General features: G+C 47.5%; 24 protein-coding genes, 1 tRNA gene, 1 rRNA gene and 1 riboswitch. Of the genes, 11 read left to right on the top strand and 15 right to left on the bottom strand.

The annotated features are described in order from the left end of the window. Positions 1-5: 5 nt before the first annotated feature. A tRNA-Ile gene (locus CEQ48_RS19510) sits at positions 6-82 on the bottom strand. Positions 83-144: 62 nt separating this feature from the next. Further along, positions 145-1,687: ribosomal RNA gene (locus CEQ48_RS19505) — 16S ribosomal RNA — on the bottom strand. A gap of 553 nt (positions 1,688-2,240) precedes the next feature. On the opposite strand from CEQ48_RS19505, the gene CEQ48_RS19500 reads away from it, so the two are divergent. Beyond that, complete coding sequence (locus tag CEQ48_RS19500) at positions 2,241-2,693, top strand: RNA recognition motif domain-containing protein (protein ID WP_089072327.1); 453 nt, start codon at positions 2,241-2,243, stop codon at positions 2,691-2,693. Here CEQ48_RS19500 and murI read toward each other — a convergent pair. From murI to CEQ48_RS19485, 3 genes are read right to left on the bottom strand one after another with little or no spacing between them, the layout of a single operon-like run. Continuing rightward, positions 2,665-3,462: a glutamate racemase gene (murI, locus tag CEQ48_RS19495; protein WP_089072326.1), complete on the bottom strand. Its 798-nt coding sequence runs from the start codon at positions 3,460-3,462 to the stop codon at positions 2,665-2,667. The genes CEQ48_RS19500 and murI overlap by 29 nt on opposite strands. A gap of 53 nt (positions 3,463-3,515) precedes the next feature. Further along, positions 3,516-4,184, bottom strand: coding sequence for a Dph6-related ATP pyrophosphatase (locus CEQ48_RS19490; protein WP_089072325.1), 669 nt, complete (start codon positions 4,182-4,184; stop codon positions 3,516-3,518). Positions 4,185-4,227: 43 nt separating this feature from the next. Next, positions 4,228-6,060 (bottom strand): TonB-dependent receptor domain-containing protein, encoded by a 1,833-nt coding sequence (locus CEQ48_RS19485; RefSeq protein ID WP_089072324.1) that lies wholly within the window; start codon positions 6,058-6,060, stop codon positions 4,228-4,230. A 44-nt stretch (positions 6,061-6,104) separates the two neighbouring features. Further along, positions 6,105-6,307: riboswitch (cobalamin riboswitch) on the bottom strand. 150 nt (positions 6,308-6,457) lie between these two features. Here CEQ48_RS19485 and trmA point away from each other — a divergent pair. Then, on the top strand, positions 6,458-7,567 hold the full coding sequence (trmA, locus tag CEQ48_RS19480) for a tRNA (uridine(54)-C5)-methyltransferase TrmA (protein ID WP_089072323.1): 1,110 nt from the start codon (positions 6,458-6,460) through the stop codon (positions 7,565-7,567). 36 nt (positions 7,568-7,603) lie between these two features. Here trmA and CEQ48_RS19475 read toward each other — a convergent pair whose 3' ends face one another. Both CEQ48_RS19475 and fabR read right to left on the bottom strand, forming a co-directional pair. Then, positions 7,604-7,975: a YijD family membrane protein gene (locus tag CEQ48_RS19475; RefSeq protein WP_089072322.1), complete on the bottom strand. Its 372-nt coding sequence runs from the start codon at positions 7,973-7,975 to the stop codon at positions 7,604-7,606. A gap of 39 nt (positions 7,976-8,014) precedes the next feature. Continuing rightward, positions 8,015-8,656 carry an HTH-type transcriptional repressor FabR gene (gene fabR, locus CEQ48_RS19470; protein WP_000838364.1) on the bottom strand — a complete coding sequence of 214 codons (642 nt, stop codon included), beginning with the start codon at positions 8,654-8,656 and terminating at the stop codon, positions 8,015-8,017. A gap of 307 nt (positions 8,657-8,963) precedes the next feature. Here fabR and sthA point away from each other — a divergent pair, with 307 nt between their 5' ends. After that, entirely contained in the window at positions 8,964-10,364 is a 1,401-nt protein-coding gene (gene sthA, locus CEQ48_RS19465; RefSeq protein ID WP_089072321.1) for a Si-specific NAD(P)(+) transhydrogenase, read from the top strand. A gap of 210 nt (positions 10,365-10,574) precedes the next feature. On the opposite strand, the gene rpoH is transcribed toward sthA, so the two are convergent. The 4 genes from rpoH to ftsY form a co-directional block, all read right to left on the bottom strand. Next, the gene (gene rpoH / locus CEQ48_RS19460; RefSeq protein WP_089072320.1) at positions 10,575-11,435 is read right to left on the bottom strand and encodes an RNA polymerase sigma factor RpoH; all 861 of its coding nucleotides are present in this window, start codon (positions 11,433-11,435) and stop codon (positions 10,575-10,577) included. Between the two features lie 169 nt (positions 11,436-11,604). Continuing rightward, positions 11,605-12,597, bottom strand: a complete 993-nt coding sequence (ftsX, locus tag CEQ48_RS19455) for a permease-like cell division protein FtsX (RefSeq protein WP_089072319.1) — start codon at positions 12,595-12,597, stop codon at positions 11,605-11,607. Further along, on the bottom strand, positions 12,587-13,261 hold the full coding sequence (gene ftsE / locus CEQ48_RS19450; RefSeq protein ID WP_000617864.1) for a cell division ATP-binding protein FtsE: 675 nt from the start codon (positions 13,259-13,261) through the stop codon (positions 12,587-12,589). Before ftsE ends, ftsX begins: the two co-directional genes overlap by 11 nt. 48 nt (positions 13,262-13,309) lie before the next feature. Beyond that, positions 13,310-14,485 (bottom strand): signal recognition particle-docking protein FtsY, encoded by a 1,176-nt coding sequence (gene ftsY, locus CEQ48_RS19445; protein WP_089072318.1) that lies wholly within the window; start codon positions 14,483-14,485, stop codon positions 13,310-13,312. A gap of 203 nt (positions 14,486-14,688) precedes the next feature. Between ftsY and rsmD the strand changes: the two genes are divergently transcribed. Both rsmD and CEQ48_RS19435 read left to right on the top strand, forming a co-directional pair. After that, positions 14,689-15,288, top strand: a complete 600-nt coding sequence (gene rsmD, locus CEQ48_RS19440) for a 16S rRNA (guanine(966)-N(2))-methyltransferase RsmD (RefSeq protein ID WP_089072317.1) — start codon at positions 14,689-14,691, stop codon at positions 15,286-15,288. Then, positions 15,285-15,551 (top strand): DUF1145 domain-containing protein, encoded by a 267-nt coding sequence (locus CEQ48_RS19435; protein WP_000645840.1) that lies wholly within the window; start codon positions 15,285-15,287, stop codon positions 15,549-15,551. Before rsmD ends, CEQ48_RS19435 begins: the two co-directional genes overlap by 4 nt. Before the next feature lie 48 nt (positions 15,552-15,599). Here the strand turns inward: CEQ48_RS19435 and CEQ48_RS19430 are convergent, their stop codons facing one another. Further along, the gene (locus tag CEQ48_RS19430) at positions 15,600-16,229 is read right to left on the bottom strand and encodes a lysoplasmalogenase (RefSeq protein ID WP_089072316.1); all 630 of its coding nucleotides are present in this window, start codon (positions 16,227-16,229) and stop codon (positions 15,600-15,602) included. Between the two features lie 878 nt (positions 16,230-17,107). Further along, positions 17,108-17,476, bottom strand: coding sequence for a DUF4145 domain-containing protein (locus CEQ48_RS19415; RefSeq protein ID WP_089072315.1), 369 nt, complete (start codon positions 17,474-17,476; stop codon positions 17,108-17,110). Between the two features lie 204 nt (positions 17,477-17,680). Between CEQ48_RS19415 and CEQ48_RS19410 the strand changes: the two genes are divergently transcribed. Further along, positions 17,681-18,010 carry a DUF2500 domain-containing protein gene (locus CEQ48_RS19410; protein ID WP_001117042.1) on the top strand — a complete coding sequence of 110 codons (330 nt, stop codon included), beginning with the start codon at positions 17,681-17,683 and terminating at the stop codon, positions 18,008-18,010. Positions 18,011-18,179: 169 nt separating this feature from the next. Next, complete coding sequence (locus CEQ48_RS19405; protein ID WP_000224703.1) at positions 18,180-18,650, top strand: Dps family protein; 471 nt, start codon at positions 18,180-18,182, stop codon at positions 18,648-18,650. A 179-nt stretch (positions 18,651-18,829) separates the two neighbouring features. On the opposite strand, the gene CEQ48_RS19400 is transcribed toward CEQ48_RS19405, so the two are convergent. Both CEQ48_RS19400 and rhtB read right to left on the bottom strand, forming a co-directional pair. Beyond that, the gene (locus CEQ48_RS19400) at positions 18,830-20,056 is read right to left on the bottom strand and encodes an EAL and HDOD domain-containing protein (RefSeq protein WP_089072314.1); all 1,227 of its coding nucleotides are present in this window, start codon (positions 20,054-20,056) and stop codon (positions 18,830-18,832) included. Between the two features lie 19 nt (positions 20,057-20,075). Further along, positions 20,076-20,693, bottom strand: a complete 618-nt coding sequence (gene rhtB, locus CEQ48_RS19395; protein WP_089072313.1) for a homoserine/homoserine lactone efflux protein — start codon at positions 20,691-20,693, stop codon at positions 20,076-20,078. Positions 20,694-20,767: 74 nt separating this feature from the next. On the opposite strand from rhtB, the gene CEQ48_RS19390 reads away from it, so the two are divergent. The 4 genes from CEQ48_RS19390 to CEQ48_RS19370 all read left to right on the top strand — a co-directional run bounded on the left by CEQ48_RS19390 (position 20,768) and on the right by CEQ48_RS19370 (position 25,146). Next, the gene (locus CEQ48_RS19390; protein WP_089072312.1) at positions 20,768-21,784 is read left to right on the top strand and encodes an alpha/beta fold hydrolase; all 1,017 of its coding nucleotides are present in this window, start codon (positions 20,768-20,770) and stop codon (positions 21,782-21,784) included. Positions 21,785-21,898: 114 nt separating this feature from the next. Then, positions 21,899-22,726 (top strand): Cof-type HAD-IIB family hydrolase, encoded by an 828-nt coding sequence (locus tag CEQ48_RS19385; protein WP_000213461.1) that lies wholly within the window; start codon positions 21,899-21,901, stop codon positions 22,724-22,726. 282 nt (positions 22,727-23,008) lie between these two features. Further along, a complete protein-coding gene (locus CEQ48_RS19375) occupies positions 23,009-24,553 on the top strand; it encodes a COG3650 family protein (protein WP_089072311.1) in 1,545 nt (514 codons plus the stop codon). Beyond that, complete coding sequence (locus CEQ48_RS19370; protein WP_089072310.1) at positions 24,550-25,146, top strand: tRNA-uridine aminocarboxypropyltransferase; 597 nt, start codon at positions 24,550-24,552, stop codon at positions 25,144-25,146. The genes CEQ48_RS19375 and CEQ48_RS19370 overlap by 4 nt, the downstream gene beginning before the upstream one ends. The last annotated feature ends 11 nt before the right edge of the window (positions 25,147-25,157 follow it).

Below are 25,157 nucleotides of genomic sequence, written 5' to 3'. Positions count from 1 at the left end.
GTTAGTGGTGGGTCTGAGTGGACTCGAACCACCGACCTTACGCTTATCAGGCGTACGCTCTAACCACCTGAGCTACAGACCCACTTAATGCTCAAATCTAAACCGAATCAATCTGTGTGGACACTCATCACGATAACCATCGTGTAAGGAGGTGATCCAGCGCCAGGTTCCCCTAGCGCTACCTTGTTACGACTTCACCCCAGTCATGAACCACAAAGTGGCAAGCGTCCTCCCGAAGGTTAAACTACCTGCTTCTTTTGCAGCCCACTCCCATGGTGTGACGGGCGGTGTGTACAAGGCCCGGGAACGTATTCACCGCAACATTCTGATTTGCGATTACTAGCGATTCCGACTTCATGGAGTCGAGTTGCAGACTCCAATCCGGACTACGACGTACTTTGTGAGATTCGCTCCACCTCGCGGTATCGCTGCCCTCTGTATACGCCATTGTAGCACGTGTGTAGCCCTACTCGTAAGGGCCATGATGACTTGACGTCGTCCCCACCTTCCTCCGGTTTATCACCGGCAGTCTCCCTGGAGTTCCCACCATTACGTGCTGGCAAACAAGGATAAGGGTTGCGCTCGTTGCGGGACTTAACCCAACATTTCACAACACGAGCTGACGACAGCCATGCAGCACCTGTCTCAGAGCTCCCGAAGGCACTCCAGCGTCTCCGCTAGATTCTCTGGATGTCAAGAGTAGGTAAGGTTCTTCGCGTTGCATCGAATTAAACCACATGCTCCACCGCTTGTGCGGGCCCCCGTCAATTCATTTGAGTTTTAATCTTGCGACCGTACTCCCCAGGCGGTCTACTTAACGCGTTAGCTCCGAAAGCCACGACTCTAGGTCACAACCTCCAAGTAGACATCGTTTACGGCGTGGACTACCAGGGTATCTAATCCTGTTTGCTCCCCACGCTTTCGCATCTGAGTGTCAGTATCTGTCCAGGGGGCCGCCTTCGCCACCGGTATTCCTTCAGATCTCTACGCATTTCACCGCTACACCTGAAATTCTACCCCCCTCTACAGTACTCTAGCTTGTCAGTTTCAAATGCGATTCCTAGGTTGAGCCCAGGGCTTTCACATCTGACTTAACAAACCACCTGCATGCGCTTTACGCCCAGTAATTCCGATTAACGCTTGCACCCTCCGTATTACCGCGGCTGCTGGCACGGAGTTAGCCGGTGCTTCTTCTGTAGGTAACGTCAAATGATTAAGGTATTAACTTAACCACCTTCCTCCCTACTGAAAGTACTTTACAACCCGAAGGCCTTCTTCATACACGCGGCATGGCTGCATCAGGCTTGCGCCCATTGTGCAATATTCCCCACTGCTGCCTCCCGTAGGAGTCTGGACCGTGTCTCAGTTCCAGTGTGGCTGATCATCCTCTCAGACCAGCTAGGGATCGTCGCCTTGGTGAGCCCTTACCTCACCAACTAGCTAATCCCACCTGGGCATATCCGGTAGCGCAAGGCCCGAAGGTCCCCTGCTTTGCTCTTGCGAGGTTATGCGGTATTAGCCATCGTTTCCAATGGTTATCCCCCTCTACCGGGCAATTTCCCAGGCATTACTCACCCGTCCGCCGCTCGCCACCCAAGGAACAAGTTCCTCTGTGCTGCCGCTCGACTTGCATGTGTTAGGCCTGCCGCCAGCGTTCAATCTGAGCCATGATCAAACTCTTCAATTAAAAGTTTTGTGAAGCTTTCGCTTCGGCTCAATGAATACTGATTACATTACATAGTAATGTTGAATTGACTGTGCTGAATGATTGCTCATTCAAATGGTCACTCAGTTCATTGATAAATCTTTTTTGATTATCATCAACGAGTGCCCACACAGATTGATTGGTTTATATTGTTAAAGAGCTTTGCCTATCGAATTCATTTTAAGCTTCGTTCGCTAGGGCTGCGTATACTACGCTTATTCATTTGAGTGTCAAACGTTATTTCTAACTTTCTCTTCTCTTCTGATTTCACCTTGTGATTTGAATCTCACGCCGTGTCAGTGAGGGCGCATTATAGGGAGGCTGAGTTATATGACAAGCTTTTTTTTGACAAACACATTCGTTCGCTCAAAAAGTCAACAACGGGGTGTTTTTCGAATAAAATTTCAACATTTGAGGGGGGTCACACCATTCGATTGGAAAAATATCAAGCATATACGTAAGATTCCTGTGTCTACTTTGTTAATTCATCTATAGACCGTGAATCTTCTTTCTCTCTGATGCGTAGTAATTCAATATGAAATCTGACAAATCGATGTTATGGATTGCCCTGCTTGCCGTTATTGGTGCCGGGTTTTTATCGCAATTGACTCTACACTCTTCTTTCGCTTTTCTAATTGGTGTGGTTGCAACGGCTTTAATTTGCAAACTTTCTACTCACCCCACTCTTTCATCAAGCGAAGATGAAGAGGCGTCTTCCACCACGAAAACACTCTATGTGGGCAATCTGCCCTATAAAGCCAATGAATCGCACGTTAAAGAGCTGTTCGCCGAGTTTGGCGAGGTTTTTGCGGTGCGTTTAATGAAAGACAAACGAACAGGTAAACGGCGAGGGTTTGGATTTGTGGTGATAGCCGCAAGCCAAGCTCAAACAGCCATTGATGCACTCAACGAAAAGGAATATATGCAGCGAACGTTAAAAGTTCGCATTGCGAATGATCCTAAATCGGATGAAGAAATGGCTGAATAGGATTAAAACCTAACTGTTCAAGCTTTATGTTCAGCGCACTTTCCTCCCATGGTGGTGCGCTTGCATAAATTCGATGCTTTTGCTTTGCACCAACCGCTTGATCTATTCCCAGCAACTCCTGCACTCTACGCGCAATGGCCAAACCAGAATCAATCAGTTGCACTTGCTCTCCAAGTACTTGCTGGATCTCTTCTTTAATCAGGGGAAAGTGAGTACAGCCTAAAACGGCGACATCAATCGTGTTCTTCAGGGGTTGCAATATGCTGGCTAATTCTTCGAGATCGAGAGGCTTACCACGCAATTTCTCTTCAGCCATATTAACCAAACGTGTAGACCCCAATAGCTCAACGTTTTTGTTGGCGGAAAAGTCACGGATCAGTTCTTGAGTGTATTGCCGTTTCACTGTGGCTGGGGTCGCGATAAGCCCAATCGCCTTGCTAGCAATAAGTGAGGCGGGTTTGATCGCCGGCACAACCCCGACCACGGGTATCGTGAGTTTGGCACGTAATACAGGAAGCACTATGGTGCTCGCGGTATTACAAGCGATGACCACAAGATCGATCCGCTCTTGCTCAACCATTCGAGTAACCAAAGTATCGACTCGTGCGATCAGTGTTTCTTGGGTCAGCTCTCCATAGGGATATGCCGCGTTATCAAAGAGATAGATATAGTTTAATTGCGGCAAGCGGGCTTCAATTTCTCGATATACGGAAAGACCACCCACACCAGAATCGAAAATCAGTACACGAGGAAAAGATTGAGATGACACGAATGCAACAACCTAACTAGAAAAAACCGAGAGATCATACTCTCTCTGCCAAATTAGGCAATCCACGCACGGTACCTTTGGTAGCAGAAGCGCTCGGTTTGGCTTTTTGCTTCAAGCATCAGTTCCAAACGACCTGACATGCTGGGCGATTGCGTCACTAAAGTGTGAAATTCTCCATTTTCCCCGCATGGGTCAACGTTGAGTGGCAGTGCTTGTAAAAATTCCGCGGTATACCATTGCCCACAATAGTCCGAACTGAGCTGCTCACCATCCGTGGTCACGACCAAGGTTTGAATACCTCGGCGAAGAATTTCTTGTGCCAGAAGAATTGAACTCTCCCCCATTAGAGGAAAAAGGCATTCCCAACCCGCAGGCTCGATATAGCTTTTGCGATACTCAGCGATGCCATTACAAAACAGATCACCAAAAGCGATGGCATCAAATCTCACACCTGAGTTCTGTAATCCTTCCACGACTCGGCTTTGATAAATAGGATTGGCAGGAAAAACCTCGGGCAGTTCAATTTTAAATAAAGGAAGGCCGACGAGTTGAGCTTGCAGCTCAAGCACCTCAATAGGTGTCGCTTGGAAAGGCACTTCGTTACCGACATAGGTGGTAAAGAGGCCAACAACTTCAACATCCGACCTTTCACGCAACCGCTCTAAGCTGAGTGTAGAGTCTTTGCCGGATGACCAGCTAATAATGACTTTCTTTTTCTTCACCGTGGTTACCCAAAAACAAAACCGCCCGAAGGCGGTTTAAAAACTAGAACTGATAAGCGACATTGAAATAGTAGGCACGTTCAGGCGCCTTGTAGCCAATCGCACTTTCATATTGCTCATTGAATACGTTTTCAATTCGGCCGCGAAGCGTCACATCTTCATTCACCCAATATCCGATTGACATATCCCACAGATTGGTTGCTGGAATAAAGTCATCCGCTTTTGGCGCTGCCGTAGGAAGGTCTAAACGCTTACCGGTAAGGGTATAAGTCGCATTTAAATCAAATTGTCCCACAGTCAATGAACTAATCCATTTGTAATTTTGCTCAGCGCGGCGCGCTAGCTGGACATTATTATCATCTTTATGATCTTTAAATTCAGCCACCAACATATGGTTCACTGGGCCTGTATTGAAGTTCACATCAAACTCAAGCCCCTTAATGCGAGCATCTGTGTTATCGGAATACCAATTGCCTGACGATAATGCCGGCTTATACCAAATGATCAGATTATCCACTTTATTGTCGTAGATAGAGGCATTCCAGCTTGCGAATGAGTAAACCCCAGATACGCCAAATTCAATGTTCTTTGACTCTTCTGGTTTCAAATCAGGTGTGGTGCTGAGATCGGAATAAGTCGGAGCTTTGAAAGCCGTACCATAGACGGCACGTAGACGATGTTGATCGTTGAGTTGATAGCCCGCCGCCACTGACCATGTTGTGTAGTGATCATACTTATCATGTTTGTCATAACGGATGCTGGATTCAAATGTCCAACTATCAACATACACTCGACCAGAAGCAAAGACGCCGCGTGTATCTAGACTTTCACCTGCCAACTTATGGGAGGAACCATAGTTTTTTGCATCATCGGCAAGACTCTCTCGACGAGCATCCACTCCCGCACCAATTTCAGCATTCTCTGTTAGCTGATACAAGTTCGCCCATTGCAATTGAGTCAGGCTGATGTTGGCTTTCGTGCTTGCGTTCGCTTTACCTTCTGAGAGTGAGTAATCCAAATTTTCCGTTTGTTGGTAATTCAGACTCACTAAACTTTTCAGTTGCTCACCTTGGTAATTCAGTTGTCCCGTGAAACTTTCATTTTCTGAGTAACCGTGATTTACCGAACCGTAATTATCATACTCCGCATCACTGTCAAACCAACTCGCCGAAACATAACCAAGCCATTGATCATTGAGTTGATGCTCATAACCCGCCATTAGATTTTGGCTGTCAAAACCATACTGAGTGCCTTTTCCTGACTTCTTAATATCATAGCCATCGGTTTGCTCAAGACCAGCAGCGACTTGGAGATGCCCCTTCTGCTCTACATCAGCCTTAGCGATCACATCCGCTTTTTTGGAAGCGAGACTACCGACGCCAAGAGTCACTTGTTTATCATCATCCCCACGGTGCGAACGAGTAATAATATTGATCACACCGCCAATCGCATCTGAGCCATACATAGAAGCATTAGGCCCACGGATCACTTCTAAACGCTCAACAAGGCCAATCGGAAAACGGTTAATGGCTACACCACCCGCAGAGGAGTTAATGCGAATACCATCCACCAGAACCAAAACATGATCACTGTTTGTTCCGCGCATAAAAATAGAGGCGTTATGTCCACGCCCACCATTTTGGGCGATCTCGACACCAGGCACTCGGCGCAGCACTTCAGTTAAAGAATTCGCTTGATAAGCTTCAATTTCCTGACGAGAGACAACCGTCACCGAAGAGAGAACCGATGATTCTGCTTGCTCAAAACGATTTGCCGTCACCACCAGAGTTTCTTGAGGTTGTGCTTCGTTAGCATGTAAATAAGAGATAGGGGTAAGCAGCGATGCTAGAGTGATCGCTAAAAGAGACTTTTGCATTATGTTGTCCTAAGTCGCGTAAATCCTACTGAGTGCAATACCACTGCATCACTCAGCTGCTGGCAGGTCTTCGGACTTGAGAGCACTATTGGCCTACTGGCTCGACTTCCCACTCGAAAAGCAGTGTCGTTTGAGCGTTCGTTCTCTCTTACCGCTGCGCGTCAGTTCCGGATTTACACCGGATTCCCTTTTCAGCCATTTTTAGCCATCCAGGCATCTAAATAGCACCAGCTTGGCGCTGATAGTATTGAGTGAATGAAAAATTGTCCAGTACAGATTCAGATCCGCTATATTTTACAGAGAAGATCCAGCCTAAAGTAGGGGCAAAACTGGACAAGCAGCCGAGATTGAATAAAATCTGCGCTCTTTCTGAAATAGCCCATAAAAAGGTACCCCAATGGCGACTCTTGATGTAAACCCTGAACTCTACCAAGCTCAATTGGCAGACAAAATCGCCCGTTTAAAAGCGATGTTTGTTGATTACTCCATGCCTGAGCTGGAAGTGTTTGAGTCACCGGTGGCGAACTATCGTATGCGTGCTGAATTTCGGATTTGGCATGAAGGCGATGACATGTACTACATCATGTTTAATCAAGAGACGCGCGAAAAGTACCGCGTGGATCAATTTCCAGCGGCGAGCCGCCTGATTAACGATTTGATGCCTCTGCTGATGGATGCCATGAAAGGCAGCCCTATTCTGCGCCATAAACTGTTTCAGGTTGATTTCCTCTCAACCCTCAGTGGCGAGATTTTGGTTTCACTGCTGTACCATCGACAGCTCAGCGAAGAATGGATCACTGCGGCGCAAGCACTCAAACAGCGCCTAAACGATGAAGGGTTCAACCTGAACTTAATCGGCCGTGCTCGCAAAATGAAAGTAGTGCTGGATCGTGATTACGTGGTGGAGAAATTACAGGTCAACGGCCAGCCTTATGTATATAAGCAAGTCGAAAACAGTTTTACCCAACCTAACGCGAAGGTCGCCGAAAAAATGTTGGAGTGGGCGGTCGATTGCACTCAAGAGAGCAAGGGTGATTTGCTTGAACTGTATTGCGGAAACGGCAACTTCTCACTGGCCCTAGCCCAAAACTTCGATCGCGTATTGGCAACCGAACTTGCCAAACCGTCTGTAGAAGCCGCGCAATTTAATATTGCCGCCAACCAAATAGACAACGTGCAGATCATCCGCATGTCGGCCGAAGAGTTTACTCAAGCCATGGAAGGTAAGCGCGAATTCAACCGTTTGAAAGATGCCGGTGTCGATTTACAAAGCTACCGCTGCAACACCATTTTTGTCGACCCACCACGCTCAGGCATGGATATCGACACCTGTAAGATGGTGCAAGGTTATGAGCGCATACTGTACATCTCTTGTAACCCAGAAACGCTGCAAGACAACCTGCAAATACTGGGTGAAACCCATCAAGTGGTACGCTTTGCCCTCTTCGACCAATTTCCTTACACCCACCACATGGAAGCGGGCGTGATGTTAGAGCGCAAAAAGTAACCGTATAAAAAACGAGCCAGAGGGCTCGTTTTTTGTTTAGCGTGGCTTACCGATGTAACCGAGCTTACGCCCAATCCAAAAGATCAGGATCAGCACCATGACGATGGAGAAAAAGTTTGACCCTTCTTGCGGGTACTGGGCTTTGATAAAAGCTGAGTGACCAAAGGCCCCGACGAAGAAACAAGCCAGACCGACTAATGGCACCTCTTCCGCCACCGGATGAGCCAAATACTCTTGATAAAGCATCTGAGCTGAGAGTACTAAAGCTATCAAAGCAAACAGAGAAAATGGCACTGAACTCATGGTGAGCCATGACAGCAAAGCATCACTGCACATTCCCGCGACCAGCGCCAGTATTAATGTTTTACGCTCTGCGCGAGTGGACTGAACATTGTTTTCTCTCGACATCTCTCTTTCCTTTTTCCTCTTTTATTTTGGATATTGCACTTATTCCAACGCGCCTTTCAGGCGATGACGTTCACGCTCTTTACGATACCAATGTGCCCCTTTGGCCAACATGCGCAGTTGCATGATCAAACGCTCGGCCAGTTCATCGCGTTCACGGCGATCCAAATCGAGCGCTTCTGCGCCTGAGCTAAAGACCAAGGTGACGGAAGCTTCTGCTTGAGTCATCGCCTCCTCCCGCGTCATCCCTGTGGCAACCAGATATTCGGTGAGCTCAGCGGCGAAATGTTGAATTTCACGCACTACTGCCGCTCGAAACTCACAGGAAGTGCCAGAACGTTCACGCAACAACAAACGAAATACGTTAGGGCTGCTCTCAATGAACTCCATAAAGGTTTCCACTGAAGTGCGGATCACACTGCCTTCTTTGACGATGCGCTGGCGAGCTTGACGCATCAACTGACGCAATAACAGACCACCTTCATCCACCATGGTTAAGCCCAGTTCATCCATGTCTTTGAAGTGACGATAAAACGAGGTCGGTGCAATGCCCGCTTCTCGGGCGACTTCACGTAGACTCAGGTTAGAGAAACTTCGGTCAGCGCTCAGTTGGCTAAACGCGGCATCAATTAAAGAGCGGCGCGTCTTTTCTTTTTGTTGTGCTCGGATTCCCAACGATTTCATTCCAATCAGTTCTCAGCTAAGTCGAAAAATGTGGTTCATACTATAACCTGATTGGTTGGCTTGTCTAAGCAACAAAGCTCGTCAGTATGAGACAGCAGCCATTTTCGCAACCGGATGCCAGATAATAATGGTGCTGATGCTAACTCAATGTAATCAAAAGCGATTGGAATCAAGCAAGGTTGAGTACCTGTTTTGCAATGAAGGCGTGATCCCCCCCACTCTCTGCACCTTGCAGCATGTTTCCAGGTCAGGGAATGCGTTAAAATCTCGCAACAGCAATGTTAAGCAAATATAACAAGGATTCACTATGGGACAGAAAAACCACTTTGACGTCATTGTGATCGGTAGCGGTCCGGGCGGAGAAGGGGCAGCCATGGGGCTGACCAAAGGGGGAAAAAATGTCGCTATCATAGAAAAAGAGAGCAGTGTCGGCGGAGGTTGTACTCACTGGGGCACCATCCCATCGAAAGCCCTACGTCACGCGGTAAGCCGCATTATTGAGTTCAATAGCAACCCGCTGTTTTGCAAAAACAACTCCAGCATTCACGCTACGTTTTCGACCATTTTAAGTCACGCCAAAAGCGTGATTGATAAACAAACACGCCTGCGCCAAGGCTTTTACGATCGCAATCAATGCACGCTGATTTTTGGCGCTGCGCACTTTATTGATGCGCACACCGTAGCGGTCAAAAAAGCCGATGGCAGCATCGACACCTACAGTGCCGATAAATTTGTTATCGCCACCGGCTCACGCCCTTATCATCCGAAAGATGTCGATTTTGGTCACCCGCGTATTTATGACAGCGACTCGATTCTGAACCTCGAACATGATCCTCGCCATATCATTATTTACGGCGCAGGGGTGATTGGTTGTGAATACGCCTCTATCTTCCGCGGCTTGGATGTCAAGACGGATCTGATCAACACCCGTGATCGTTTACTGTCGTTTCTGGATAATGAAGTCTCTGATGCGCTCTCTTACCACTTTTGGAACAGTGGTGTGGTGATCCGCAATGATGAAACCTACGACAAAATTGAAGGCACCAGCGATGGGGTGATCGTCCATCTCAAATCGGGTAAAAAAATGCGTGCCGATTGCTTGTTGTACGCCAACGGGCGCACCGGTAATACTGATAAGCTCAATTTAGAGTCGGTTGGCTTACAAGCCGATTCGCGAGGCCAGTTAGTCGTCAACGCCAATTACCAGACTCAAGTGGAACACATCTATGCGGTGGGTGATGTCATTGGTTACCCAAGCCTTGCCAGCGCCGCTTATGATCAAGGTCGGTTTGTCGCGCAAGCCATTATTCATGGTCAAGCGGCTAACTTACTGACGGAAGACATCCCAACCGGTATCTACACCATCCCAGAGATCAGCTCCGTGGGCCGTACCGAGCAAGAGCTGACGGCGGCTAAAGTACCTTATGAAGTGGGACGCGCTTCTTTCAAACATTTGGCGCGCGCGCAAATTGCGGGCAAAGATATTGGCAGCTTAAAAATCCTGTTCCATCGCGAAACCAAAGAGATTTTAGGTATTCACTGCTTTGGTGAGCGTGCCGCAGAAATCATTCATATCGGCCAAGCGATCATGGAACAAAAAGGGGAAGCCAATACCATTGAGTATTTCGTAAACACCACCTTTAACTACCCGACGATGGCCGAAGCCTTCCGTGTTGCAGCCTTAAATGGTCTTAACCGACTGTTTTAATACGCTAGAGTGTTTTATACCCAAACTACTTGGAGTTGCAGGTAGGCGGCAAGTGAGTTCACCCCATGAGCATAGATACACTATGTGATTGGGGTGAACGAACGTAGCCAACACCGCCGCAGCTTCAAGTAGGAAGGGTATATAGATAGAGACAAAAAAGGTCTGGTATTAACCAGACCTTTTCTTATCAAGCTGTTACGCAATGTGAAATCAGAACTCGCCCACCGCTTCTTTCAGCTTACGCATGGCGTTTTTCTCAAGCTGACGAATACGCTCCGCAGAAACACCATACATTTCCGCCAAATCTTGCAGTGTGGTTTTGTTGTCATCATCCAACCAACGAGCACGCACAATGTGTTGGCTACGCTCATCAAGACTCGCCAGCGCCATGCTGAGGCGCTGTGTGGTATGCACTTCCCAGTTTTCGGCTTCTAGGTTATCAGCTAAGTCAGAGTGCTTATCTTCGAGGTACAGCACAGGCGCAGTATAGGCCATGCCGTTTTCGTCATCCTCGGCGGACATCTCAAACGCAGCATCTTGGGCTGCCAGACGAGATTCCATTTCACGCACTTCAGCAGGCTCAACACCCAGCTCGCGCGCTACCGTTTCCACTTCGCTGTTATTAAACCAGCCAAGGCGTTTTTTCGATTTACGCAGATTAAAGAACAGTTTGCGTTGTGCTTTGGTGGTGGCGATTTTCACAATACGCCAGTTACGTAGCACATATTCATGAATTTCGGCTTTAATCCAGTGCACCGCAAACGACACCAGTCTTACCCCCATCTCAGGGTTAAAGCGTTTGACCGCTTTCATCAGACCGATATTGCCCTCTTGCACTAAGTCCGCCATTGGCAAGCCATAACCGGAATAACCACGAGCAACGTGAACAACAAATCGTAGGTGCGACAAGATCAAGTCTTTCGCAGCATCGATATCCCCTTTGTAATGTAATCGCTCTGCCAGCTCGCGCTCTTCATCAGCACTCAGCATCGGGTAACCGTTTACTGAACGGATGTAGCTATCTAAGCTGTCTTGGGAAACAAGAGCCATTGGATACGCTTGGTTAGTCATTCAATTCCTCATCATTCTCTGATCTGGATACGCTGTTTTACCGCAACAAGCTTGAACCTAAAATGAACAGGTTTCAAGTTTGACTGGTCATTATGCATAAACAAAAGGGCAACTCAAGTCAAGCTCTGCCTCAACCTTGAATCAGCCACCCATTTATGACCACCATCACTTAAACAGGTTCAATTTCTTTTAGATGGCGTTTCGCCGACACTTTCGCCGCCACGCAGCCTAAAAACACGCCGAGCATCAAAAGCAGTAATGATTCATCCCAGCCAAGGCCAATCAAACGGAAACGGCTGTCATACAATTGAGCGAGCGCTTCCACCGCACCATTGAGTAAAATCGTCATCAAGGCCGTTAATAGCCAAGCAGCCACAGCACCGAGTAAACCAAACCACATCCCTGAATAGAGATAAGGACGCAGAATATACGCATCGGTCGCACCGATGAGTTTCATGGTTTGGATCTCTTCTTTGTTGGCTTGTACGTTAAAACGTAGCGTATTGCCCACAATCAAAAAAACCGACATCAACATCAAGCTGGATAAGCTGATCACCACGATAGTCGCCAAATGGCGAATCGCATCTAAACGGGCAAACCAATCTTCATCCATACGCACATCGCTCACCCCCTCTTCTGCTTGTAGGGCTTTGGCAAGCGTTTGAATCTGCTCTCGACTGTCCACTTTGGGCGTCACCACTAATACCGCGGGCAAGGTGGCGTTATCGAGTAGGCTGATGGCTTGCTCAAAGCCTGCATACTGGCTTAAATCATCCAAACCTTGCTGCGGTGAGATGTATTTCACTTTGGCAATTTCATCACGCCGCTCCAAATCATCTTTCAAAACGATAATCCGAGGTTCTGGAGTATCGATGTGCAGATAAACACTGAGCTGAGAAGGTTCGGCGACTCGCTCAGCCACTGAGGCGATATTTTTACTCAGCAAGTACAAACTGGCTGGTAGCGCCAACGCCATGGAAATCACGGCCAAAGTCAAAATATTGCCCAGTGGACGTCGCCACAAGGCGGCAAACGATGCTTTCGCCTGTTTGAAATGAATGGCGAGAAAACTGTCGGTTTTGGCTCGCTTCACATCACGCGGTTTGCTTTTGGTACTTTTGGTAGTTTTGCTGATTTTTTGATTGCCCGGCTTAACGGCCATAATCCGCTACCTCACTTAAAAAACCCTGATTGAGTTCTAGATGACGATATTGCGGACGCGAATTCACCAAATGAATATCGTGCGTCGCCAGCAGTATTGTGACCCCAGCGCGATTGAACTCTTCAAACAGACGCAGTACTCGGCTGGAAAGCTCAGGATCAAGGTTGCCTGTCGGCTCATCAGCCAGTAGTAGCGTTGGGCGATTCACCACCGCGCGAGCAATCCCGACTCGCTGCTGTTCCCCACCAGAGAGCTGGCTTGGTAAGCAGCGGGCTTTATCGAGCAATCCCGTTTTATCGAGCGCCGCCGAAACACGACGTTTAATTTCATTTTCCGAGATCGATTCAATGCGCATCGGTAACGCGACATTGTCATAGATGCTGCGATCCATCAAAAGGCGATGGTCTTGAAACACAATCCCAATATTACGGCGTAAAAAGGGAATATCCTTGTTTGGGATCCGAGTAATATCATGTCCATTAAAACTGATTTTGCCATCGGTTGGACGCTCAATCGCACAAATCAGCTTAAGTAGGGTACTTTTCCCTGCCCCAGAATGGCCGCCCAAAAAGGCCATCTCACCACGCCGCAAGTGGAAATCCACTTTCTGTAGCGCTTGTCGTCCACCTCGATACGCTTTACTGACTTGCTGAAACCTGATCACGCCGTCTCCCCCTGACAAGGCTGGCACACTGTGCCAACTGAGATTGGTTTATTCTTCGCGGCTAAATAGCGCGTCGATAAACTCTTGTGTTGCAAATGGACGTAAGTCGTCAATTTTCTCGCCGACACCGATATAACGGATTGGGATCTGGAATTGATCGGCAATCGCGAAAATCACCCCACCTTTAGCGGTGCCATCAAGCTTAGTTAAGGTAATGCCCGTGATGGGTGCTACATCACTAAACAATTTGGCCTGACTGATCGCGTTTTGTCCGGTACCCGCATCCAGCGTCAACATGATTTCATGTGGCGCGCTGTCATCAATCTTCTTCATCACGCGCACAATCTTGCGCAGCTCTTCCATCAGGTTACTTTTGTTTTGCAGACGGCCTGCAGTATCCGCAATCACCACGTCAATCCCGCGCGCTTTCGCCGCTTCAATCGCATCATAAATGACGGAGGCGCTGTCGGCGCCAGTATGCTGAGCGATGACAGGCACTTGATTGCGCTCTCCCCACACTTGCAACTGCTCAACCGCTGCAGCACGGAAGGTATCGCCCGCAGCCAGCATCACTTTCTTACCTTGTGCTTGGAACTGTTTGGCAAGCTTACCGATCGTGGTGGTTTTACCCACCCCATTCACGCCCACCATCAAGATCACATAAGGCTTCTTCTCAGTGTCGATAACCAATGGCTGCTCGACCTGAGAGAGAATCTCGGCCATCTCTTCTTTCAGCAGACCGTACAGCGCTTCCCCATCACGCAGTTGCTGGCGAGAAGCTTTCGCGGTCAAATTAGCGATAATTTTGCTGGTCGTATCCATGCCGACATCGGCAATCAGCAGTTGTTCTTCGAGCTCTTCGAACAGGTCATCATCAATCTTTTTGCCTTTAAACAGGCCAAAGAAGCCTGCGCCAATATTCGCTTTGGTGCGGCTCAAACTGCGCTTTAAGCGCGCAAAGAAACTTTCGGTCGGTTTTTCTTGTTCAACAATACGTGCAGGTTCAACCGTGGCAGTTTCTGTTTCTTTTTCTGTTTCTGTTTCTGTTTCTGTTTCTGTTTCTGTTTCTGTTAACGCAGTTTCCGCTTGAATCGCCACCGCTTCAACATCGGCTTGGCTTTGTGGTTCATCCTGCGTTTGAGTATCCGTTGCAGTGGTTTGGCTTTTCTCTTCGTCACCAAATCCAAGCCATGACAACAAGCCACGCTTCTTTTTTTCCGTCATCTGGAGCTATCCTGAATCGCTTTATTTTAATACAGACTTTTCTTGGCCATTATTGCGGCCCCGAAAAGAAAAAATGACAAAGCAGTGAAAACTTTTTGCTTCGCTTGGTACACTTTGCCCAGTTTTTTATGTTAACTCGGGTTGTCACGCCAAATGGCTGACAAGCGAGGTATAGTAACACTTAATTAGCGGTCAAAAAATCTATGCAAAGACGTCGCCAGCCAAACCCATCACAAAAAAAGGCCCCTACAGGGCACGTTCGGATTATCAGCGGTCTGTGGCGCGGCCGAAAATTGCCCGTGCATGATGCCGAAGGACTGCGCCCGACGACCGATCGAGTGAAAGAAACGCTGTTTAACTGGCTTGCTCAAGAAGTGCCAAATGCTCGCTGTCTCGATCTTTTTGCCGGTTCTGGCGGGCTAGGCTTCGAGTGTGCATCACGCCAAGCCAACCAAGTAACCATGCTTGAGCTGAACCCGCTCGCCTTTCAGCAACTCAAAACTAATGTACAGAGCCTGAAAGCAGAAAATATTGAGCTTATTCACACGGATGCACTCGCCTTTCTGCGACAATCGGGTAAACCTTATGACGTGGTGTTTATTGACCCACCTTTTCGACAAGGTTTGTTACAGGAAACCACTCAGTTACTCGAGCAAAACGGTTGGCTCGCGCCACAAGCGATGATTTATATTGAGTGCGAAAAAGAGCTGCCACTGACGGAGTTGCCTCCTCATTGGCATCTACATCGAGAAAAGAGTGCCGGACAAGTCTGTTATCGGCTGTTTATAAGGGAAGAACAATGAAAGCACTACTCTGGTTAGCGAAAGCGGCGATTGGTTTTGTATGGCTGGTTTTGCTGTTCAACATCGTGATGCCTTTTCCGGGTAATGCCGCCATCGCACTCTACATCATGACAGCATTTTTGCTCTTCATGCATGGTTTGCAGATGTTGATTTTCATTGGTGCGTTTGGCGATAAAGTACCACTGAAGCGCTGGGAAAAGTGGTCAATTCTGATCTTTGGCATTTTTGCCCTGTTGGATATTCGCCGTAAATACATGATGTAAAAAAACCGCCGCGAGGCGGTTTTTTTACATCACAGACCGTGAATATGACTAAAACACGATCGACGCTGAGATCAAGGCTTGGGCAATCAAGTAGGAGCTGGAGATAAGAGTGTGCCCCCAAGGAAGTGGACGCCGATAATCGTGGATGGCTAATAACGTGGCCGAGAGGATATAAACCAGACATCCTAAGAAACCAGCGCCAGAAGCCACGGTGGCCTCTTGTAGCCACAGTTCACCCGCAGCCCACGTCATCTGTACTAACATCAACCCCATAATGGTGACAGGGAAGATTAAGGTATCAATTTGTGGCAGTAACAAAAAAAACGCCACTATGCCTGCCGCCACCAGTAATGCGGGCAACCACCACACCATACTCCCCGACAATTGCACCCAGAATGCTTTACTAAACAGCAGTTGCGCGACTAAAAACAGCACAAAGCTGGCTTTGTGGTAGCGATGATTTAGCCGCAGTCCATGCGCAAACATCGACACCGTCAAGCCAAGAGAGATGAAAATCACCTCTGGCGTGGCATGACTGTGTTGCTCCCACACAATAATTGTCAGTAACAGGAGGCTGAAGATTCGAAAGAATATCGCTTGCTTAAGCTTCTGATTTTTATAAGCAGAAATGCTGATAAACCCCGACAACACGACAGAAATCCAGCTCAACATGCTCATACCCCTAACTCAAACTGCCGCCAGTGTAGGGAACTGACTTTTGATGTCCAGTTATGAAAGTAAAAAGTTGGATCTTGCTAGCGAATCCTTACTTGAGCTGCTATATAAAATAGTAATTACTCAATAAAATTACAAAACAAGAAAACTTGCCACCAACCAAATCAAGATAACAAATCAACACCAAACAAACAAAACCCAATCAAAACAAAATAAAAAAACGAAAAATTAACCAAAACAAAACTGAAAAATAAAAACAAAAAACCCAATAAAAACAACAACAAAATAATCAAAAAATTAAAAATAACCAACAAAACAGATAAATGAAAAATAACTACCATTTTAAAAGATATAAAACCAGAGACAGGATAAAAACACAACTCAATTGATAACCAATCTCAACAACAAGAAAATAATTCTCATAAAGTGGTAATTTACTAAAACCTGACAATCGATCCCAAACAAACCGTAATAACCACAACCAGAACAAATAGCAACCTACCAACAAACAATAAAAAACACCATAAAATCAATAAAATAAACACAATGTTGAATTAAAAATCAGCATTTAGCTTATGATTAAAACAGCGTAAAAGTGTGACTTTTCTTACGTTAAAAATCACCTTACAAGCAAAAGAACTGTGTTTTTTTAAACTTTAGCCAACGATCTATTGATCAAGCTGGGTAAATGATCTATTCTTTTTTTACAGAATGAGTAATCAACCAAAGGAGCAGTGTTATGATTTCTTCATCTCAAAAACAAGGACTTGTTATGATCGCAGTAATCATTGGTTTAATGACACTGCCCATGATGTACTAAGTCAATGTTTTTAAAATAAAAAAGGACGCATCGCGTCCTTTTTTATTAGTTCAATGTTCGATTACTGAAAATGTTGAGATAACTCTTCCCAATGCCAGTAATAGAAAAATAGGGCTCCTAAGGTCATCAACATCATCAGCATAAAAGCAATTCGCCACACAAACTTCCCACTTCTTGGCGTGAGCCCATCTTCGCACTCTTGGCATACCGCGAGAAAAGCTTTGCGATCATCTAAGCGATAATCATCTTCATGCACCACTTTGTTGCGAATCGTCGCCACATAACGCAGCTTTTTAATCACGTCATGGGGTAAACGTTCTTCACAACTGGTAATCAATTGATGCAATCCCTTGCCTTCTGCATGGTATTGTTCGCGCAATAAGGTTTCGAGTTTGCGCGTTCGTAGAACAACTTGCTCAATTTCTGACATTTCCGCCCTCCTGCGCCTTCTCTCTTTATTTTCTAGCAGCCAGAGTCACATTATCCAATTGTTAGCCGTTCAATGGCTGATAAAGTGTGAGATAAGCCGAAAAAATCCCTTTGATTACTGCCGCACATCTCTTTCTCACCACAAACTGCTTGGAAAAATACGCCATTCGCTAAAATAGCGGCGTATTCAGAATAGGAGGCTGTTATGCCCTTCACTTTATTGATCAGTTTAGCGTTATTGATTATTGCGGCCGTTTGGTTTTTTAGCCACTTCTACCGCCGCCACATGCAAGGAGAAAATGCTCCACAGCGTAGTGCCGAAGTGACCATACTGGATAAGCAAGCGATCGACATTCCTCACCCTCTTCCCGGTCAAGATGACCAAGAGTTTTGGATTTACGTACAAAAAGGACGTTTAGGGCCAAAACGCGAGTTTCAGGTTGGCATTCATTACTATCATGCACTCAATCCGGGAGACAAAGGCGTACTAACTTACCAAGGACAACGCTTTTTGCACTTTGCTTTGAAGCGTTAAAGCCTGATTCGTGAGAACAGCCATTAAGACGATTAAACCATACTCTTTATAATGGATTAATAGTCTATGCCTATCAGAAAAATCAGATAATCCAAATTTCTTCCATGTCTGAACTACACTATTCTTTGTTCATCCCGATAGGGGAAATAAAAAACTGAGAGGTGTAAAAATGGCAACGAATTTGATTGGTCTTGATACCACACAAAGTCAAAAACTGGCAAATGCGCTCAACAACTTGCTGGCCAACTATCAAGTGTTCTATATGAATACTCGCGGTTACCACTGGAATATTCAAGGTAAGGAATTTTTCGAACTGCACGCTAAGTTCGAAGAGATTTATACTGACTTACAGCTAAAAATCGATGAACTGGCAGAGCGTATTTTAACGCTGAGCGCTCGGCCCATGCACAGCTTTAGCGGTTACCTCAAAGCGGCGCAAATCAAAGAGCATACCGACTCAATTGATGGTCGCAGCAGCATGCAGGGATTGGTGGATGGCTTTAGCATTCTGCTCCACCAACAACGAGACATTCTTGAGCTTGCCGGCGAAACCGGGGATGAAGGGACGTCAGCGCTGATGAGTGATTACATCCGCGAGCAAGAGAAATTGGTGTGGATGCTTAACGCTTGGCTGAAATAACTTACCACTCCGACACGCTCACTAAATATAAGGTGCAGGAAGGTTAATCTATTTGGTCGGTCAGCCTTTATCATCCTACACCCTCAGAGTCGGGCTGGCCGACCATCTCTACCCAAACCACTTGCCGTTGCAGCCAACATCGCTGCCGCGTCAAGTCGAAAAGGTGCATTAACTTATCACTAAATTAATCGATTGATGTCCTGGCTCCAACGCTGGGCTTCAATCAATTCTTGGCGTACATCCTCCAGATCAAAACCCAGTTCTAGGCAGTGTTGCTCCACACCTTGCCAATCGGCTTTTTCAAAACACTCTTCAAGATCGAGCAGAGTGCCCAGTGGCCCTTCACGCTCACGCAGTGCCAACTTAACGTCATCAGCCAGCGGCAGTTGCTCGACCAATTGCTCAATTGAGGTATCGAGCAAGGCATCCAGCACAGAAAACATACCAATCAGAAACGCTTGCTCACGATGCGCTTTAAAATGCGGATGCGTCGCCATCAACTGGCAAAACTGCGCTCTTTGTAATGATAAGTTGTAAAGCTCCTTGGGCTTTTTGGCGGAGATATAAGAAGCGACCGCCAAAGAGACAAAAATGCGCAGCTTGTCCTGTCCAAGATAAACCAAGGCTTGGCGAAATGAGGAGATGGAGACCGAAATCCGATCCGACATGGTATTGACGAAACGCAGCAGCTTGTAGGAGAGCGCAATGTCTTGCGCGACCAAGCGCTCCACTCGCACATAATCGACTTCAGGCTGGCAGACTTCGCGAAACAGCTGCATGGCAATCACATGCTCTGGGCTGATGTAGCGCTGTTTTATGATTTCTGGCTTACTGAAAAAATAGCCTTGAAAGAAAGTAAAACCCGCATGACGAGCTTGATGAAACTCATCTTCGGTTTCGACGCGTTCTGCCAGAAATCGGCGGCGGCTGCCTTTAGCCAAGCGCTCGCGCACAAAATCACACGCGCTATCCAAGCCCATCGCCATGATGTCGATTTTGACTATCTGTACGTAAGGTAAAAAGCGCTCCCAAGCCGGTGAATAAACAAAATCATCTAACGCGAGCAGATAACCTCGCTGACTCAGCTCTTGTACCGCCTCAAAAAGATCATCAGTCGGTTGGCAAGTTTCCAAAATTTCTACCACGATCTGCTCACGCGGCAGAGTCAGCGGCAAGCGCCTAATTAAGCTTTTATGCGGAAAGTTGATAAAACAGCGTGAGCGGGCAATTCTCGGATTGGTACCAAGGGATAAAAAGTTTTCGACAATCAAGCGATAAGTCGCACGATCGGCATCCATGTACTCAGGGAACGCGTTTTTTTCTCCATCTCGAAACAGCAGCTCATAACCTAACGTGTGTCGCTTTGCATTCAATATCGGTTGGCGTGCTACATAAGTCGTGTACATGGTTTCCTCAAAAGGTTGCTTACGCTTTGGCGGTGGCCAATAGCATTCCGCAGCCCATAAACATCGAACCAAACAGTTTATTCATTCTGGTCATTATGTTGGGTGAACGAATATAGCGGCCTAGCTGCGCAGCCAGCGCCGTGTATCCGAACATGACAATCGCATCAATAGTAACGGTTGTGACACCAAGAACCAAGAACTGTGGCCAATGATCTCTAGCGGGATCAATAAATTGCGGGAATAATGCCACTAAGAAAACGATTGATTTGGGATTGGTCAGGTTAATCAATACTGCTTTACGCAGCAGGGCGGCTTGTGAGAGTTCATGAGAAGCTGTGGTAGCCGTTAAGGGGGCTCTATCTCGCCATTTCTGAATACCCAGCCATACTAAATAAGCTGCGCCAATCCATTTGATCAGAGTGAACGCCAATGCAGATTGTGCCACCAAAGCGCCAATTCCGATGCCGACCAACACTATATGGCAAGCAAGACCGATTTGTAGGCCGATAATCGCCCCTAATGAGTGGCGTGTACCATAACTTAAACCATTGCTGATCGAGTTGACCGTGCCTGAACCGGGCGCCAGACTAAACACCACCGCGGTCAGTAGATAGGCAAGCCAAACATGGATATCCATTGCAATTCCTCATTCCTGACTTATGCTAGCCCAATGAGGTCAAACACTGATGCGCACAGCCCCATTGCCAACTTATGAACCCTGAAAAAAATCTTTATCCTTATACGCAAGAGTCGAGTTTGGAGCAAGCTCTCAACTTTGAGATAGCTCAAGTGTGGCACACTCGAAGCGAAGGAACCTATCGCAGTTTTGATAAAACGCACATTTATTGGTGTAGTCTCAAGCATCCTGAGCATCAAAAAGCCGTAATGATTGTGAATGGCAGGATTGAGTCTGCGTGGAAATATCAAGAGCTGTGTTATGACCTATTCCGCCAAGGTTTTGATGTTTATACCTATGACCACCGTGGTCAAGGACGGTCAGAACGTCTGACTGAAGATAGACAAATTGGCCATGTACATGAGTTTCAAGATTACGTGACTGACTTAAAAGCCTTGGTCGAGCATTTCGATCTCGGTCACTACCAAGAGCGCTTTTTATTAGCCCATTCTATGGGTGGCGCGATTGCTACGCGCTATATCCAGACCACTCCAGCGCACCCCTTTAGCGCAATGGCCCTGAGCGCTCCGATGTTTGGCGTGAATATGCCTTGGTATTTAAGGCCATGGGCTTTGCTCATCACTCAAATTATGGCCGCCGTTACCGCCAAACCCAGTTATGCGCCGGGTTATGGCTCTTATCACGCTAAACCCTTTCATCTCAACCTGCTCACACACAGTGAAACCCGCTATCAGTTGTTTCGTGAACTGTATGACGCGCATCCTGAACTGCAAATTGGTGGGCCGAGTCACCGCTGGATTTGGCAAAGCTTAATGGCGACCAAACAGTGTTTGCAGTTAACCCGACAAATCAAAATCCCCATGCTGATCTTACAAGCTGGCGAAGAAGCGATTGTGTGTAATCGGGCGCAAAACCGGCTCTTCAAAAAGCTGTCTCGCACCCAAAAACGTGCCGCTTTATGCCGCATAGCAGGTGCCAGACATGAACTGCTTTTTGAACAAGATGCCTACCGAAATCAGACGTTAGACCATATTTTGCGTTTTTTCGCCGACAGTACTATCGACCATAACAGACAGCACCATCGACCATAAAAATTGAGGAAAAGCGCAAAGAGAGGTTTACCCTCTTTTTCCGCATTTAATTCCACTACACTAAGCAACCTAAGGGTGACGGCTCATCCGGCCAACCGAGAAACAGAGAGTTTTATGACCACTTCAGCACACAAACATCCGTATAAAATCGTGGCGTCGGATCTCGACGGCACCTTACTCGCCCCGAACCATCAGTTGAGCGAATTTTCGAAACAGACTTTGAAACAGCTGCACGATAAAGGATTTACCTTTATTTTCGCGACAGGCCGTCACCACATTGATGTCGCGGGGATTCGTGAAATCGCGGGAATTCCTGCGTATATGATCACCTCAAACGGTGCGCGAGTGCATGACCAAAATGACCAACTGATGTACAGCAAAAATGTACCGCAAGATTTGGTGCAAGCCATCATCGATGTCGTTAAACACGATGAGCAGTTGTTCGTGCATCTGTACCGTAATGACGAATGGATGCTCAATAAAGAAGATGAGATCCTGCGCGACTTCCATGAAGACTCTGGTTTTACCTATCGCGTCTTTGATGTTAATAACGCCCCAACCGATGGCATCGCGAAAATTTTCTTCACTCAAGAAGACCAAGATCACGAACATTTGGTGCAGTACGAAACCTTACTGAATCAGCGCTTTGGCGATAAACTCAACGTGGCTTTTTCAACACCTTGGTGCCTAGAAGTCATGTGTGCGGGCGTATCAAAAGGCGATGCGCTGCAAGCTGTGGCCGAATCTCTTCACCTTAGCCTTGAAAACTGTATCGCGTTTGGGGACGGCATGAATGATGTCGAAATGCTCTCAATGGCCGGAAAAGGCTTAGTCATGGGCACAGCCCATGAAAAAGTGTTTAACGCCCTGCCGGATAATGAAGTGATCGGCAGTAACGCCGATGATGCGGTAGCGCATTACCTGCATCAGCATCTGTTTTAATCCCACCCACGTCTCACTCGGTGCCTATTGCGCTCAGGTTAAGCCATAAATGCGCATCACCTGAGCACCACTCAACGGCAGCCTAACGCTGCCGTTGGCTATTTTCTGCACCGTTCCTTAGCCACTCACCGCGCAAAATGGCGAAACCGCTCTCAAACAATACGCTCCTTTGTCTGCACTCTGTCAATTGAACCCTGTGACGGTTTAGCTTGTCTTTAAGTTTGTGCGATAATTTTTGCGACCAAACATCCCCATTCCATCTCGAGCCAAAGGAATTGATCAATGAGAGCTTTGCCCTTCTGCGCCATGTCGCTCGCTATGCTGTTGCAAGCGTGCACCAACACCACCTCCGTCAGTGTAGATCCTGACTCCACTCCAATTATTCCAGCGACCCTCGATAAACCGGAAACCATTCAACCACAAAGCTTTATGCTGCGTGGAGAGGTGGTCGTGGGCCATGAGGTGCGACGCTTTACGCCGTGTGGCAGCCATCAGCAATACTGGCTTAATCTCTCGCCAGAGCAACTGAATGAAGCGATGGCGCTGAATCGTAGTCCTTACCAACCTCTGTATGGTGAGCTTGTCGGCACACTCACACCACCAAGCCAAACGGGGTTTAACGGTGATTATGTGGCGCGAATTGAGGTGCAGAGCATCAATCAACTGAGCAATGAAAGCCGCGGCTGTGAGCAGCCTCTTAGCCCAACCCGTGCGTTTGGTAATGAGCCTTTTTGGTCAATGCGTTTTGTGGATGGCGGGCTGCAATTCCAACCTATGGGCGGTGAAAAGCAACAATTTTCGATCACACGCAGTCAACTGAGCCAAGATAAACGACGCTACCAATTTGATGGTGGTGAACTGCTGTTAGAACAAGGGCAATGTCGCGATGGTATGAGCGATAACCTTTACCAATGGCGCTCTAAACTCACCCTAAAAGGCGGCCAATACCAAGGCTGTGCGACCTTAGCTAATCTTGATCCTACCCTTGAATGGAGCGGCGTCTACTTTGCCAGCTCGACCGAACAGACGGGCTTTAGTGTCAACTTAACCTTGGAAAAAGATCACACCGCGCAGACTCGCTATGAGTATGCTAATGGCGAACCGGCTGTCGTGGAGCAAGGCTACTGGCAGCAGCTCAACCCCAATCAGATCCAAGTGGTGATGACTCGCCACCAGCAGCAGTACTTGCTCTCCGAGCGCATTTTCACTCGTGAGGGTTATCAGCTAACAGCGACACAAGAGAAGGTTGGTCAATCGGTTTATAACATCGCCGATGGAGGTTTAGTGCTGTTTCGCTCTCTGGTCGAGTTGAATGAAAGCGCTGCGCCCCCTGCCGTAGGACAAGCGGCCATTCATGCTCAGCAAATCGCAGGACGCGCTGACTATGAAGAGGATGTTGATCAGGCGATTCGCCGCTATTTTAACCTGCACCAAACGTCGCCAGACAATACTCAATATCGCTGGTTGAAGTACGATCTCAATGGTGATGAACAACCCGAACTACTGGTGCAACTAGACTGGTGTGGCACTGGCGGCTGTACTTTGCTGATCTTCGATCAACACAATCAGCAGTGGCGTTTCAATAGCCGCATCACTCTCGTACAAAACCCGATCCGTTTAGGCAAACAGACCCATCATGGCTGGCAAGACTTACTGTTCAATGTCAGTGGCGGCGGCGCGAAGCCCGCTATACACCGTCTACAATACAACGGCATCAGCTACCCGACGAACCCAAGTGTGGCCCCTGAAGCCAACGCCGAGCAAATCAGCCAAGTGGTGCTGTTTGCCGATGGCCTCTCGCCAAGACAGTCAGGCATTAAACTATGAATGCGGCGTGTCCGGACTGCGGGCTTAAATTTCAATGCCTCTGCTCCGCCGTCCCTAGCTTCCGCGCGCCGTTTCAACTCTCGCTGCTCACTCACGATAATGAGTGGCAGCGCGAAACCAATACTGGGCGCTGGCTGGCGAAATCCATGGCCGAGTGCCAAGCCTATACATGGAGCCGAGTCGCGGCTAATACTGAGTTACAAGCGCGCCTCACCCAACCCAACGTTCGCTCGTTTCTGGTTTACCCATCCGAAGAGAGCGTGGAATTAACCGATGCACTCCGCTCGCTACGCGAAGATGAGATCGCGCATTTTATTGTGCTCGATGCCACTTGGCAGGAAGCGCGCAAAATGGAGCGTAAAAGCCCTTGGCTAGGCGATGTTCCGAGAGTTCACCTTACCACCGATCACGTGTCGGCGTATCGGCTCAGGCGCAATCAACAGCCGGGCAATCTCTGCACCCTTGAGGTGGGATTAATGCTACTGCGCCATTTCAACGCCGAGGCTTCAGCTGAGGCCTTGGAGCAGTTTTATCACTATTCGATGAACGCTTTTAAAGCCGACAAAAGCGGTCATCGTTGGATTGAACGGTAAATATCAAGATG

Origin of the sequence: Vibrio tarriae (assembly GCF_002216685.1) — a bacterium.
GTDB classification, from domain to species: domain Bacteria; phylum Pseudomonadota; class Gammaproteobacteria; order Enterobacterales; family Vibrionaceae; genus Vibrio; species Vibrio tarriae.
The sequence above is the reverse complement of the archived record's forward strand: the minus strand, read 5'-3'. Positions and strand labels throughout refer to the sequence as shown.